The organism is Mycobacterium cookii, from assembly GCF_010727945.1.
Classification (GTDB): Bacteria; Actinomycetota; Actinomycetes; order Mycobacteriales; family Mycobacteriaceae; genus Mycobacterium; species Mycobacterium cookii.
On sequence record NZ_AP022569.1, the window covers coordinates 1,267,320 to 1,281,017 of the forward strand.

At 67.1% G+C, this 13,698-nt stretch carries 12 protein-coding genes; 9 read left to right on the forward strand and 3 right to left on the reverse strand.

Annotated features, from left to right (window positions below; translation table 11 throughout):
- The first annotated feature begins 12 nt into the window (after positions 1-12).
- Both G6N27_RS06140 and G6N27_RS06145 read left to right on the forward strand, forming a co-directional pair.
- On the forward strand, positions 13-1,170 hold the full coding sequence (locus tag G6N27_RS06140; protein ID WP_163775539.1) for an adenylate/guanylate cyclase domain-containing protein: 1,158 nt from the start codon (positions 13-15) through the stop codon (positions 1,168-1,170).
- Between the two features lie 28 nt (positions 1,171-1,198).
- Positions 1,199-2,752, forward strand: a complete 1,554-nt coding sequence (locus G6N27_RS06145; protein WP_163775540.1) for a leucyl aminopeptidase — start codon at positions 1,199-1,201, stop codon at positions 2,750-2,752.
- Here G6N27_RS06145 and G6N27_RS06150 read toward each other — a convergent pair.
- Together G6N27_RS06150 and G6N27_RS06155 are read right to left on the reverse strand one after the other, a co-directional pair.
- Entirely contained in the window at positions 2,749-3,489 is a 741-nt protein-coding gene (locus G6N27_RS06150) for a hypothetical protein (protein WP_163775541.1), read from the reverse strand. The two genes, G6N27_RS06145 and G6N27_RS06150, sit on opposite strands and share 4 nt — an antisense overlap.
- Before the next feature lie 22 nt (positions 3,490-3,511).
- On the reverse strand, positions 3,512-3,880 hold the full coding sequence (locus tag G6N27_RS06155) for a hypothetical protein (protein WP_163775542.1): 369 nt from the start codon (positions 3,878-3,880) through the stop codon (positions 3,512-3,514).
- A 336-nt stretch (positions 3,881-4,216) separates the two neighbouring features.
- Here G6N27_RS06155 and sucB point away from each other — a divergent pair, with 336 nt between their 5' ends.
- The 5 genes from sucB to G6N27_RS06180 are packed head-to-tail and all read left to right on the forward strand — an operon-like array spanning position 4,217 to position 9,357.
- Positions 4,217-5,995, forward strand: a complete 1,779-nt coding sequence (sucB, locus tag G6N27_RS06160) for a 2-oxoglutarate dehydrogenase, E2 component, dihydrolipoamide succinyltransferase (RefSeq protein ID WP_163775543.1) — start codon at positions 4,217-4,219, stop codon at positions 5,993-5,995.
- A gap of 9 nt (positions 5,996-6,004) precedes the next feature.
- Positions 6,005-6,916 carry a TIGR01777 family oxidoreductase gene (locus G6N27_RS06165; RefSeq protein ID WP_163781428.1) on the forward strand — a complete coding sequence of 304 codons (912 nt, stop codon included), beginning with the start codon at positions 6,005-6,007 and terminating at the stop codon, positions 6,914-6,916.
- Positions 6,917-6,960: 44 nt separating this feature from the next.
- Complete coding sequence (gene lipB, locus G6N27_RS06170) at positions 6,961-7,644, forward strand: lipoyl(octanoyl) transferase LipB (protein ID WP_163775544.1); 684 nt, start codon at positions 6,961-6,963, stop codon at positions 7,642-7,644.
- Between the two features lie 26 nt (positions 7,645-7,670).
- Entirely contained in the window at positions 7,671-8,600 is a 930-nt protein-coding gene (gene lipA / locus G6N27_RS06175) for a lipoyl synthase (RefSeq protein WP_163775545.1), read from the forward strand.
- Positions 8,601-8,604: 4 nt separating this feature from the next.
- Complete coding sequence (locus tag G6N27_RS06180) at positions 8,605-9,357, forward strand: DUF4191 domain-containing protein (RefSeq protein WP_163775546.1); 753 nt, start codon at positions 8,605-8,607, stop codon at positions 9,355-9,357.
- 1 nt (position 9,358) lies between these two features.
- Here G6N27_RS06180 and G6N27_RS06185 read toward each other — a convergent pair whose 3' ends face one another.
- Entirely contained in the window at positions 9,359-9,799 is a 441-nt protein-coding gene (locus tag G6N27_RS06185) for an RDD family protein (protein ID WP_163775547.1), read from the reverse strand.
- 197 nt (positions 9,800-9,996) lie between these two features.
- On the opposite strand from G6N27_RS06185, the gene glnA reads away from it, so the two are divergent.
- Together glnA and G6N27_RS06195 are read left to right on the forward strand one after the other, a co-directional pair.
- Positions 9,997-11,433, forward strand: a complete 1,437-nt coding sequence (glnA, locus tag G6N27_RS06190) for a type I glutamate--ammonia ligase (RefSeq protein ID WP_163775548.1) — start codon at positions 9,997-9,999, stop codon at positions 11,431-11,433.
- 121 nt (positions 11,434-11,554) lie between these two features.
- Positions 11,555-13,696, forward strand: a complete 2,142-nt coding sequence (locus G6N27_RS06195) for a serine/threonine-protein kinase (protein WP_163775549.1) — start codon at positions 11,555-11,557, stop codon at positions 13,694-13,696.
- The last annotated feature ends 2 nt before the right edge of the window (positions 13,697-13,698 follow it).

Genomic DNA, 13,698 nt, shown 5'->3' on the forward strand with positions numbered 1-13,698 from the left:
CATTTCACCCTAATGCGCGCGACGGCTGGCAGACTTGGCCAGGTGGTCGATTCGCTGGACTTCGACGCCATGGAGGCAGCTGGTATCGCCGATCCACGCACCCGGTCCGGCCTCCTCGAATATCTGGCCGGCCTGGGATTCAGCGCGGACGAGATGGCCGAGGCCGAGCGCCGCGGACGGCTATTCGGCCTCGCGGGCGACGTCCTGCTGTGGTCCGGTCCGCAGACCTACTCCCTGCGCAGCGCCGCGGCTGCGATCGGCCTCCCCGTCGAGACCATCGAGTACGCCTGGGCGATGCTCGGGCTGACCGTCGCCGACGTGGACACGCCCACGTTGAGTCAGGTCGACGTCGACGCCCTCGCGACCTGGGCGGCGATGCGCGCGAACATGGGTGCCGACGCCGCGGACGGTTACCTGCGGGTGCTCGGCGCGTCCGTCGCCCGGCTGGCCGAAGCCGTCTCGTCGATGATCCGTACAAGTACGCCGATGCTGTGGCTCGGCCACACCGGCGACGAACTCACCACCGCGCAGGCCTATCGCGACGTCGCCGAGTTCGTTCCGCGCGTCGGTCAGATGATCGATGCAATCCACCGCCACCATCTGGTCTCGACTCGCACCTTCATCGAGGGCGCGGTGCGGGGCCCGTCGGAAGGACTGCTGTGCGGCGTCGGGTTTGCGGACCTGTCCGGCTTCACCGCGCTCACCCAAATGCTGACGCCCGCGGAACTGTCGGCGATGCTCACCGAGTTCGGCGCGACCACCAGCGACGTCGTGCACGCCCACGACGGGCGGGTGGTGAAGTTCATCGGCGACGAGGTGATGTGGGTGAACTCGGATCCGGCACAGCTGGCGCAGGCGGCGCTGGACCTCGTCCACCACCCGCGTGCCCGCGAAGCCGGCCTGCAGGTCCGCGCCGGCCTCGGTTACGGCGAGATCCTGGCCATCAGCGGAGACTATTTCGGCAACGCGGTGAATCTCGCCGCCCGGCTGGTCGCCGCCGCGGTGCCCGGACAGGTCCTCGCGGCCGCGGAGGTTTACCAGCGACTGCCGGACTGGCCCGGAGTCGTTCAGGAACCGTTGCAGCTCAAAGGTTTCGACGCGCCGGTGACCGCCTACGAACTCGGTCGTTCAGCCTCGGCCCAAGCGGACTCGAGGGATCCAACGCCATAGTCGCAGTGGATCGTTAGTGTTGATCCCCGTGAGCACACAACCGGGATACCTGGCCCCCACCGTCTCCGTCGCCTCCTCGCTGCCGCGGCGCGGCAGCGGCTCGGCGGTGCTGATCGTTCCGGTGGTGTCGACGGGCCCGGAGGACAAGAAGGCGGAACCGCGCGCGTCCGTCGCCGCTGAGTCCCTGCTTACCAAAGATGCCATCGGCGAGATCGAAGACGGCTTGCGCGCACTCAACGCGACAGGTTCTGCGGAGCAAGTACACCGACTGGTGGTGAAGTCCCTGCCGGTCGCCAGCGTTCTCACGGTCGGTTTGGGCAAGCCGCGCGCCGAGTGGCCGGCCGACGTGATCCGGCGGGCGGCCGGTTCGGCAGCGCGCGCGCTGGGTGGCGCCGAGGCCGTCATCACCACGCTGACCGAGCTACCCGGCGACGGCGTCGTGGAGGCGGCGGTCGAGGGTCTGATCCTGGGCGGCTACCGATTCACCGCGTTCCGCACCGACAAGACAGCACCCAAAGACGCCGGTCTGCAAGCGATCACCGTTTTGTCCACCGCCAAGACGGCCAAGGCGCAGGCCGCTCACGCCACCGCGGTCGCGACGGCCGTCGGCACTGCCCGAGATTTCGTCAACACTCCGCCCAGCCACCTGTTCCCTGCCGAATTCGCCAGGCGCGCAAAGGCTTTGGGTGAGTCGGTAGGACTCGACGTCGAGGTGCTCGACGATAAGGCACTGGACAAGCAGGGCTACGGCGGCGTGATCGGCGTCGGCAAGGGTTCGTCGCGGCTGCCGCGGCTGGTGCGGTTGACCCATCGCGGCTCGCGGCTGGCCAAAAAGCCGAAACTGGCAAAGCGAGTCGCTTTGGTCGGCAAGGGCATCACCTTCGACACCGGCGGCATATCGATCAAGCCGGCCGCGTCGATGCACTACATGACGTCCGACATGGGCGGTGCCGCTGCGGTCATCGCGACCGTCGCGCTGGCCGCCCAGCTCGAGCTGCCGATCGATGTGACCGCGACCGTCCCGATGGCCGAGAACATGCCGTCGTCGACCGCCCAGCGACCGGGCGACGTGCTCACCCAATACGGCGGGACGACGGTGGAGGTGCTCAACACCGACGCCGAGGGGCGGCTGATCCTGGCCGACGCCATCGTGCGGGCGTGCGAGGACCACCCCGACTACCTCATCGAGACCTCGACGCTGACCGGCGCGCAGACCGTGGCGCTCGGAGCGCGTACGCCTGGCGTGATGGGCAGCGACGAGTTCCGCGACCGGGTCGCGGCGATCTCGCAGCGGGTGGGCGAAAACGGTTGGGCCATGCCGTTACCCGAAGAGTTGAAGGACGATTTGAAGTCGACCGTCGCCGATCTGGCCAACGTCAGCGGGCAACGCTTCGCCGGAATGCTGGTGGCCGGCGTGTTTCTGCGCGAGTTCGTCGCCGACGGCGTCGACTGGGCGCATATCGACGTCGCGGCACCGGCGTACAACACCGGCGGTCCGTGGGGCTACACCCCGAAGGGCGGCACCGGCGTACCGGTTCGCACCATGTTCGCGGTGCTGGAGGACATTGCCGCCAACGGCTAGCTGCGGACCGACGGCTTCTGGAACCACCTGACTTTTTGTTGCCAGGAGTGCGCCGAAGTCAGGGCGAAGCCGGCCCCACAGCTGCAGGCGAAGAACCACACCAGCGCGGTGGTCAGCGAACCCTGGAACACCGGGACCAGCGCGGTGATGATCCGCACAGCGCACGCCAGCACACCGCTGGCCGAGGCGGCCAGATAGAAGGTGGCGATGGTGCTCGAGCGCGGATCCTTCCGCAGCACCAGGAGCGCCCGAGAGCCGAACACGAGCAAGTACGCAAGAGTTCCGCACAACAACACCCAGTAGACGCTCAACCAGAAGTCGGTGGGCAGCGCGAAGAAGTCCCGGGTGTAGGTCTTGCTGCCCCGGCTGAGCGTGAACGTCGCCAGCAGGAGTGGAATGCACAGTGTCGCGGGGCGTTCCACGTACTGCTTGAACGATGCCTGCAGCGCGTGGTCGTCAGCGACCCGGCCCACCGCGTTGTAGACGATCGCCGACGCCGCGACGATGTAGCAGTCGTGGCCGATGTAGTTCTGCAGATTCCATTCGCCGGTGAGTTTGTGCAAGGCGACACCGACCGTGTTGGCGGCCAACGGCGACATCAGCGCGACCGCAAAACCCTGGAGGGCGATGTTGAGCGTGGCGGCCACTTCCCAGCGGCAGTGCCAGGTGAGTCGCCGGATCCACAGACTCCACGACACCGATGCCAGGGTGACGAAGAGGAGAAAAGTAAGTGCCACAGCAGTACTCGCAGAGAGAGGCTTACAGCGGGGGCGCGTCTTGGCGGGGCCGCCATTCCGCGATCTTCGTCGGCGGTTGCAGCGTCTTGACGGTGCCGTTGCCACCGGCCGCGTGCAGCGGTCCGGCGCCACGGATTTCCTCGGCCAGCGCGGTGACCTCTTCCGGTTCGATGAACCGGTAGCGGGTCAGCAGCTCAGCCCGGTTGATACCGAGGTTTGCGGCGGCCACGCGCAGGTTGTCCGCGGTGATGAGGGTTCCCTTGTCCAACTGGTCGTAATAAGTGGATCGTGGGAGTTCCATCGCTGTCCAGATCTCTTCCCTGCTCAGAGAACGACCGGCCAGGTAGGAGAGCACGGTGGCAAGTTCCTTGCCGCTGTCATCGGGATACACGAGGAACAAGATATCCAGTTTTTCGGCATTGTGAAATCCGAATTGCGTTAAATGCCTATTGCGAACGGCCCGAGTAACCGTTTATATCCGCACCGCCGGATTCGAAGTCCAACAAATTGGACGCGATATCGATTGTGGCGAGCCGAGGATGGTCGGATGCCGCTCGCCGCGGTGCGCAGAACGGCGCCGTCGACGGCTTGCCCTGGGTGTGTGCGGGCCGGGTCGCAATGACAGGATGGTTGCGGTAATCCCGGGTGCAACTTCTTCTCCACCGCGCTGTGGTAAGCCGGAGGTCGTCCCGCGCCCACCGACCGACCGATCGAGGAGTCGACTGAGATGGCCTTCTCCGTGCAGATGCCGGCACTCGGTGAGAGCGTGACCGAGGGAACCGTAACTCGCTGGCTCAAGCAAGAAGGCGACACCGTCGAGCTCGACGAGCCCCTACTGGAAGTGTCCACCGACAAGGTCGACACCGAGATCCCCTCGCCCGCAGCGGGAGTGCTGACCAAGATCGTCGCCCACGAAGACGACACCGTCGAGGTCGGCGGTGAGCTGGCCGTCATCGGTGACGCGGCCGAGGGCGGCCAGGGCGGCAACGAGCAGCAACCCAGTGAGCAACCTGCCCCACAGGCAGCGCCGGAACCAGAACCGAAGCCGGTAGCCGCACCCGCACCCGCGGCGCCACCGACGGCCGAGGCGCCGCCGCCGGCCGCCAGTTCGGCGGGCTCCAGCGGCGATTCGAAGCCGGTGCTGATGCCCGAACTGGGCGAGTCCGTCACGGAGGGCACCGTGACCCGCTGGCTGAAGCAGGTCGGCGACGCGGTCGATGTTGACGAGCCGCTGGTCGAGGTCTCAACCGACAAGGTCGACACCGAGATTCCCTCGCCGGTCGCGGGCACGCTGATCAGCATCACCGCCGAGGAGGACGTCACGGTGTCGGTCGGCGGTGAGCTGGCCCGGATCGGCACCGGCGCCACCACAGCGGCCCCGGAGCCGGCGCCCGCACCCACGCCGCCGGCTGCCCCACCGGCCCCGCCTGAGCCGGCCCCCCAACCCGCGCCCCGGCCGGCGGCCAGGCCCGAACCGGTACCCACTCCGCAGGCCGCGCCCGAGCCCGCGCCGCAGCCACAGGCCGAGTCCACCCCGGCCGCCGACAAGACCGGCGCTCCCTATGTGACACCGCTGGTCCGAAAGCTGGCCGCCGACAACAACATCGACCTCAGCACGCTGAGCGGAACCGGCGTCGGCGGCCGTATCCGCAAACAGGACGTGTTGGCGGCCGCCGAGCAGAAGGCCCAAGCAGCGAAGGCACCGGCTGCGCCCGCGCCCGCCGCGCAGGCACCGGCGGCGGCGAAGCCGAGCGCGCCCGCCCCAGCACCCGCGCTGGCCCATCTGCGCGGAACCACCCAGAAGGCCAGCCGGATCCGCCAGATCACGGCCAATAAGACCCGGGAGTCGCTGCAGGCGACCGCGCAGCTCACCCAGACCCACGAGGTCGACATGACCCGGATCGTTGCTCTGCGGAACAGGGCCAAGACCTCGTTCGCCGAACGCGAGGGCGTGAACCTGACCTTCCTGCCGTTCATCGCCCGCGCCGCGATCGACGCGCTGAAGGCCCACCCGAACATCAACGCCAGCTACAACGAAAACACCAAAGAGATCACCTACTACGACGCCGAACATCTCGGCTTCGCGGTGGACACCGAACAGGGCCTGCTCTCCCCTGTCATCCACAACGCCGGCGACCTGTCGCTGGCCGGGTTGGCGCGGGCGATCTCCGACATCGCCGCCCGCGCGCGGTCCGGTGACCTCAAGCCCGATGAGTTGTCCGGTGGAACCTTCACCATCACCAACATCGGCAGCCAGGGCGCGCTGTTCGACACACCCATCCTGGTGCCGCCGCAAGCCGCGATGTTGGGTACCGGGGCGATCGTCAAGCGGCCCCGGGTGGTCGTCGACGACACCGGCAGCGAATCAATCGGGGTGCGGTCGATCTGCTACCTACCGCTGACCTACGACCACCGGCTGATCGACGGCGCGGATGCCGGGCGCTTCCTGACCACCATCAGACATCGGCTCGAAGAAGGCGCGTTCGAGGCCGATCTCGGCCTTTAGGGGGCTTGAATCGTGACCGCTACCGTCGCGATCGCAGGCTCGTCCGGGTTGATCGGCTCGGCTCTGGTCACGGCACTGCGCACCGCGGACAACACCGTCTTGCGCATCGTACGCCGCGCGCCGGCGAATGCCAGTGAGCTGCACTGGGATCCCGACGGCGGCGAGCTGGACGCGGGCGCGCTGCACGGAGTCGACGCCGTGGTGAATCTGTGCGGTATCAACGTCGGGCAGCGACGCTGGTCGGGGGCGTTCAAGCAGAACCTGCGCGACAGCCGGATCGCCCCGACCGAAGTGCTGTCCGCGGCGGTCGCCGACGCCGGGGTCGGGGTGCTCGTCAACGCCAGCGCCGTCGGTTACTACGGCGACACCAAGGACCGCGCCGTCGACGAAACCGCCTCGGCGGGAGCAGGATTCCTCGCCCGACTGTGTCAGGACTGGGAAGCCGCCACCGTATCCGCCCGGGATGCCGGCGCGCGCGTGGTGCTGGCCCGCACCGGGGTGGTACTGGCCTCGTCAGGTGGCGCGATGCGGCGGTTGCGACCGCTGTTCTCGGCCGGCCTGGGTGCGCGCCTGGGAACCGGCCGTCAGTACATGTCCTGGATCAGCCTCGAGGACACCGTCCGCGCGCTGCAGTGCGCGATATTCGACAAGCAGCTCGCCGGGCCGGTAAATGTGAGCGGCCCGGCGCCGGTCACCAACGCCGAGTTCACCGCGGCGCTGGGACGCGCGGTCAACCGGCCGACCCGACTGATGGCGCCGGGGTTCGCCGTGCGCGCCGCCCTGGGCGAGTTCGCCGACGAGACGCTGTTGACCGGGCAGCGCGCGATACCGGCTGTGCTGGAGGCGACCGGTTTCGAGTTTCACCACAAGACCGTCGGTGAGGCATTGCGGTACGCCACCGCGACGCGCGACGTCGCGTGATCGCTACCAGGTGCCGGCCAGGTTGAGGTTGTAGCGTCGACGGAGTGAGTTCGATCCGCTCGAGCACCGCTGCTGTCGACATCCGCCAGCTGGGGACCGTCGAGTACCGCGTCGCCTGGAAACTGCAACAGGAGTTGGCCGATGCCCGGGCGGTCGACGGTGTCGACAAGCTGCTGTTGCTCGAGCACCCGGCGGTGTACACCGCGGGCCGTCGCACGTCGGAGCACGAGCGGCCCGCCGACGGCACCCCGGTCGTCGACACCGACCGGGGCGGCAAGATCACCTGGCACGGCCCCGGACAGCTCGTCGGCTATCCGATCATCGGGCTGGCCGAGCCGCTCGATGTGGTCAATTACGTTCGGCGGATTGAAGAATCGCTGATCAAGGTCTGCACAGACCTGGGTCTGCACGTCGGCCGCGTCGACGGCCGATCCGGAGTCTGGCTGCCTGCCGACGGTGGCCGGCCGGCGCGCAAGGTCGCCGCCATCGGGGTGCGGGTGTCGCGGGCGACCACGCTGCACGGGTTTGCGCTGAACTGCGACTGCGACCTCGACGCGTTCAGCACCATCGTTCCGTGCGGCATCAGCGACGCCGGGGTGACGTCGATCTCGGCCGAGCTCTGCCGCCGGGTTTCGGTCGACGACGTGCGGTCAGCCGTCGCCGATGCGGTGTGCGATGCGTTGGACGGCCGCCTGGCCGTGACCCTCAACTCTGTTACGGCTTCCTAGCCCACCCTCCGCGTAGCATCGACAGCGTGTCCGTTGCACCCGAAGGTCGGAAACTGCTGCGTTTGGAAGTGCGTAACGCGCAGGTCCCGATCGAGCGGAAGCCCCCGTGGATCAAGACCCGGCTGCGGATGGGGCCGGAGTACACCGAGCTGAAACGACTGGTCCGCCGCGAGGGTCTGCACACCGTGTGCGAAGAAGCGGGCTGCCCCAACATCTATGAATGCTGGGAAGACCGCGAGGCCACCTTCCTGATCGGCGGCGAGGTATGCAGCCGTCGCTGCGACTTCTGCCAGATCGACACCGGTAAGCCCGCGCCGCTGGACCGCGACGAGCCGCGGCGGGTGGCCGAGAGCGTGCAGGCGATGAGCCTGCGCTACTCCACGGTCACCGGGGTGGCCCGCGACGACCTGCCCGACGGCGGCGCGTGGCTGTACGCCGAAACCGTGCGCGCCATCAAGCAACTCAACCCGTCCACCGGCGTCGAGTTGTTGATTCCCGACTTCAACGGCGACCCGGATCAGCTGCGTGAGGTGTTCGAGTCGCGGCCGGAAGTGTTGGCCCACAACGTCGAGACGGTGCCCCGCATCTTCAAGCGCATCCGCCCCGCCTTCACTTATCGGCGCAGCCTCGACGTGCTCACCGCCGCAAGGGAATTCGGATTGGTCACCAAGAGCAACCTGATCCTTGGCATGGGCGAGACACCCGACGAGGTGCGCGCCGCGCTCGCCGATCTGCACAACGCCGGGTGCGAGATCGTCACCATCACCCAGTACCTGCGACCGTCGGCGCGACACCACCCGGTCGACCGCTGGGTCACCCCGGAGGAGTTCGTCGAGCACTCCGAGTTCGCCGAGCAACTCGGGTTCGCGGGCGTGCTGGCGGGTCCGCTGGTGCGCTCGTCGTACCGGGCCGGACGGCTCTACCAACAGGTCGTGCAGGCGCGAACCGTATCCTGACCTGATGGCCAAACTTCGCGACGCGAAACCATCCAAGGCCGCCAGAGCTGAGGCGAAAGCGGCGCGCAAGGCTGCCGCCAAGGAGCGCCGCAGTCAGCTCTGGCAGGCGTTCACCGTCCAGCGCCAAGAGGACAAGCGGCTGCTGCCCTACATGCTCGGCGCATTCCTGCTGATCGTCGGCATCGGCGTGGCCGTCGGCGTGTGGTCCGGTGGATTCGCCCTGATCTCGCTGCCCGCGCTGGGCGTCGTGCTGGGCGCGCTGGTGGCGTTCATCATCTTCGGCCGCCGCGCGCAGCGATCGGTGTACAACAAGGCCGACGGTCAGACCGGGGCCGCCGCCTGGGCGTTGGACAACCTGCGCGGCAAGTGGCGCGTCACCCCCGGTGTCGCGGCGACCGGACATTTCGACGCCGTGCACCGGGTGGTCGGCCGGCCCGGCGTGATCCTGGTCGGCGAGGGCTCGGCGAGCCGGGTCAAACCGCTGCTCGCCCAAGAGAAGAAGCGCACCGCGCGACTGGTCGGCGACGTGCCGATCTACGACGTCATCGTCGGCAACGGCGACGGTGAGGTGCCGCTGGCCAAGCTGGAGCGCCACCTCACCCGGCTGCCGGCGAATATCACCGTCAAACAGATGGATTCGCTGGAGTCGCGGCTGAGCGCGCTGGGTTCGCGGGCGGGGACCGCCGCGATGCCCAAGGGTCCGCTGCCGGGTACGGCGAAGATGCGCGGCGTGCAGCGGACGGTGCGGCGGCGCTAGGTCACCTTCTGACGACGGCGGTGGCGGTCACCCGATCCTGAATGCCGCGTCCGTCGGCGTCGACGAACAACGCGGGTATCACCAACGCAATCAGCACTCCTCGTGCCGCCGCGCGGCCTATCCCGACATGCAGCCTCTGGTCGATCGAGGCGACCCGCAGGCCCAGCACGTATTGGCCAGGGGTGAAGGAGAACAGCCTGACCGCCAGCACGCCCAGCACCAGCCAAATCACCAGAATCGCCGTCGACAGCACCTGTTGGGAGATCAGCCCCAATGTCATGGCGAGGGCGGCAAGGCCGTAGGCGAGCAGCCAGTCGACGACCAGCGCGGCCAGCCGTCGACCCATCCCGACCAGCGAACCGGGCCCATCCTCCGGCAACCCGTAGGCCTGGCCTGGATACGGGCCTGAATCGGAAAGCTGAGGTCCGTCACTACTGGCCATCACCCCACAATAAGGTGAGTGCTGGCCAGGCAAAACCGCGGAACACGACACCACGTAACGTCGATGTAACACGGGGTTTGACTCAGGTGGCACCGCGTCCATAGCGTCTGACCGGGCGATCCGTTACAGCCACGTAACGGAACGCTTTTCTCTCAACCACAGTTGTTTCGAAGCTCGCAGCAAAGGAGAGCGCTTCGGTGTCCGAAAACACGGCCGATGACATCATCAAACTCGCCAGGGACGAGCACGTCGAATTCGTCGACGTGCGGTTCTGCGACCTGCCCGGCATCATGCAGCACTTCACCATTCCGATCTCTTTTTTCGACCACAGTGTGTTCGAAGAAGGGTTGGCTTTCGACGGCTCGTCGATTCGCGGCTTCCAGTCGATCCACGAGTCCGACATGCTCCTGCTCCCCGACCCCGACACGGCGCACGTCGACTTGTTCACTCAAGCCAAGACGCTGAACCTGAACTTCTTCGTGCACGACCCGTTCACCCTCGAGCCGTACTCGCGGGACCCGCGCAACGTCGCGCGCAAGGCGGAGAACTATCTGAAGAGCACCGGCATCGCCGACACCGCCTACTTCGGCGCTGAGGCCGAGTTCTACATCTTCGACTCGGTCAGCTTCGACTCGCGCACCAACGGATCGTTCTACGAGGTGGACGCGATCTCGGGGTGGTGGAACACCGGCGAACCGACCGAGCGCGACGGCAGCCCCAACCGCGGGTACAAGGTGCGCCCCAAGGGTGGCTACTTCCCGGTTGCTCCCGTCGACCACTACGTCGACCTGCGCAGCAAGATGCTGCAGAACCTGATCACCGCGGGCTTCTCGCTGGAGAAGGGCCACCACGAGGTGGGCACCGGCGGCCAGGCCGAGATCAACTACAAGTTCAACACGCTGCTGCACGCGGCCGACGACATGCAGTTGTACAAGTACATCGTCAAGAACACCGCGTGGGCCGAGGGCAAGACGGTCACGTTCATGCCCAAGCCGCTGTTCGGAGACAACGGCTCCGGCATGCACACCCACCAGTCGTTGTGGAAAGACGGCAACCCGTTGATGTACGACGAGACCGGGTATGCCGGCCTGTCCGACACCGCGCGGCACTACATCGGCGGCCTGCTGCACCACGCCCCGTCGCTGCTGGCCTTCACCAACCCGACGGTGAACTCCTACAAGCGTCTGGTGCCGGGCTTCGAGGCGCCGATCAATCTGGTCTACAGCCAGCGCAACCGCTCGGCGTGTGTGCGTATCCCGATCACCGGCTCCAACCCGAAGGCGAAGCGCCTGGAGTTCCGTTGCCCCGACTCGTCGGGTAACCCGTATCTGGCGTTCGCAGCCATGCTGATGGCCGGCCTCGACGGTATCCGGAACAAGATCGAGCCGCAGACGCCGGTCGACAAGGACCTCTACGAACTTCCTCCGGAAGAGGCCGCCAACATCCCGCAGGCACCGACACAGCTGTCCGCGGTGATCGACCGGCTAGAAGAAGACCACGAATATCTCACCGAGGGAGGCGTTTTCACGCCCGACCTGATCGAGACGTGGATCAGCTTCAAGCGGGAGAACGAGATTCTGCCGGTGCAGATCCGGCCGCACCCGTACGAGTTCGCCCTGTACTACGACGTATAAACCTACGAAGCCGGCCTGCGAAGCGCCCTGACGATTAGTCGGGCGCTTCGCACCGGGCAGCGGCGCATGCGCACCGCCCATAGGGTCCTCCCCCGCTGCTGTGCAGCGGTACCATCCGCGCATGTCACTGGCGGCTGGGACGACTATCGCGGGGTACATCATCCTGCGACCGCTGGGCGCCGGCGGGATGGCCGAGGTGTACCTCGCCCAGCATCCGAGGTTGCCACGCCGTGATGCGCTGAAAGTCCTCTCCGAGGCAATAACGGCAGATGCCAACTTCCGGGAGAGGTTCCAGCGCGAAGCCGACCTGGCCGGCGCGCTTTGGCACCCGAACATCGTCGCGGTTCACGATCGCGGCGAGTTCGACGGTCATCTCTGGATCGCGATGGACTACGTCGAAGGCACCGACGCCGCGCACCTGGTCAAAGACCGCTATCCGGCGGGGATGCCGATACCGGATGTTTGCGACATCGTCACCGCTGTCGCTGCCGCACTCGATTACGCCCACAGCCGGGGCCTGTTGCATCGCGACGTCAAGCCCGCAAACATATTGGTCACCGAACCCGAGGGCGGCAAACGACGAATCTTGTTGGCCGACTTCGGTATTGCACGTCCACTCGCTGACGTCAGTGGGCTTACAGTCACCAATTTCACGGTGGGCACTCTTGCCTACGCCGCGCCTGAACAGTTGATGGGGGAAGACATCGATGGGCGCGCCGATCAGTACGCGTTGGCTGCCACTGCGTTTCACCTTCTCACCGGCGCCCCGCCGTACGAGCATTCCAATCCGGTGGCCGTCATCACCCGACACCTCACCTCGCCACCACCAAAGCTGAGCGATCGGCGTCCGGAGTTGGCCGGCCTCGATGAGGTGTTGTCGCGGGCTCTCGCGAAGGACCCCGCCGAGCGGTTCGAGCGGTGCAGCGACTTCGCCGCAGCTCTCGCCCAAAGTGCCGGGACAGACGCGGGCCGTGAGCGCCTCACCGAGGCTCGTACCACGGTCGCCGTGCCGATCACGGAACCCCGAACTCAAATCGCGGCCCTGGTGCCGTTCGCCGGAAAGCGCCGCACACGATCCCGCATTCTTCTCGCAGGGTGCACAGCGGCGGCGTTGGTTGCCGTCATCGGCGTCGCCGGCTACCTGCTGCGGCCGGCAAAGAACACAGCCTCCGCCCCGGCAGCCAACACCGCGTCCGCGCCGGCGGCCAACCCGCCACCCCGGCCGCCCGCAATGCTCGACGGCACGTACCGCTTCGACTACGACTACGAGAAGCAAACGATCAACGGGGCGCCCTACGCCGTGCACACCTCCGACACCACCAGTTGGTGGGCCTTTCACTCGTCGTGCGGGTCCACCGGATGCGTTGCCACCGCGACCCAGCTCGACGCCAAGAACCCGCAGGTGGCCCACACCCCGGCCCAGTCAGCCGATTACCGTTTCGTCGACGGCCAATGGCAATCCGCGCCCGTGCAGCGCCAACTTGACCAGCCGCGTTGCCTTGGTCCAAACGGTCAGGTCGTCGCCGGCGCCAACACCGTCATGCTGACCTGGTCAATGCAGCCACAGCCCGACGGCACGCTTCGAGGCACCAAGACTGGCACCGCGCTGACCAACGAATGCGGCGTGCAAGGACAGGTGGCCCTGGCCCCGGTCGTGGTGACGCGCGTCAGCGACGTGCCGACCGGCGTCGCCATCGCCGACCCGGCGACAGCCACCATCGCCCCGTCGACGCCAGCCCCCCACGTCGCGGGACCCGTTCTCGACGGCACCTACCGACTGGACTTCGATCTGCAGAATCAGACGATCAACGGCGTCGTGACCGGCCTTGGCGCCGCGGTTAACGAGTGGTGGGCTTTCCGTTCGGTGTGCACGCCGTCCGGCTGCGTGGCCGCAGGGTCCGAGCTGGCCGAATCCAACCAACAAGAGGGCACCGGGACCACAAGTGTCGTCCATTTTGCCGACGGTCATTGGCAGGGCACGACGACGCTGCAGGCACCGATGGATTGCGAAAAGACCGACAAGCCCGGCCGCGACGACGAGACACGTCTTTGGTCATGGGATCCGCAGCCCGACGGCACACTGAAGGGCCTTCAGATCGGCACGATCCTCAGCGACGGGTGCGGCACTCAAGGAACGGTCTACCGGACGCCGTTTGTTGCCACCCGCACGGGCGATGTGGCGCCGAGCGTAATCGTCGCCGATCCGGCGTTGTTCGTGGCTGCGCCTGCACCGGCGTCGGCGCCGCCCCGTGCGGGCAGGTGACG

Bases quoted from the DNA above. Each gene is read 5' to 3' on its own strand.
- G6N27_RS06140 (WP_163775539.1), top strand. From the start codon at position 13: ATGCGCGCGACGGCTGGCAGACTTGGCCAGGTGGTCGATTCGCTGGAC.
- sucB (WP_163775543.1), top strand. From the start codon at position 4,217: ATGGCCTTCTCCGTGCAGATGCCGGCACTCGGTGAGAGCGTGACCGAG.
- G6N27_RS06180 (WP_163775546.1), top strand. From the start codon at position 8,605: ATGGCCAAACTTCGCGACGCGAAACCATCCAAGGCCGCCAGAGCTGAG.
- G6N27_RS06185 (WP_163775547.1), bottom strand. From the start codon at position 9,799: ATGGCCAGTAGTGACGGACCTCAGCTTTCCGATTCAGGCCCGTATCCA.
- G6N27_RS06195 (WP_163775549.1), top strand. From the start codon at position 11,555: ATGTCACTGGCGGCTGGGACGACTATCGCGGGGTACATCATCCTGCGA.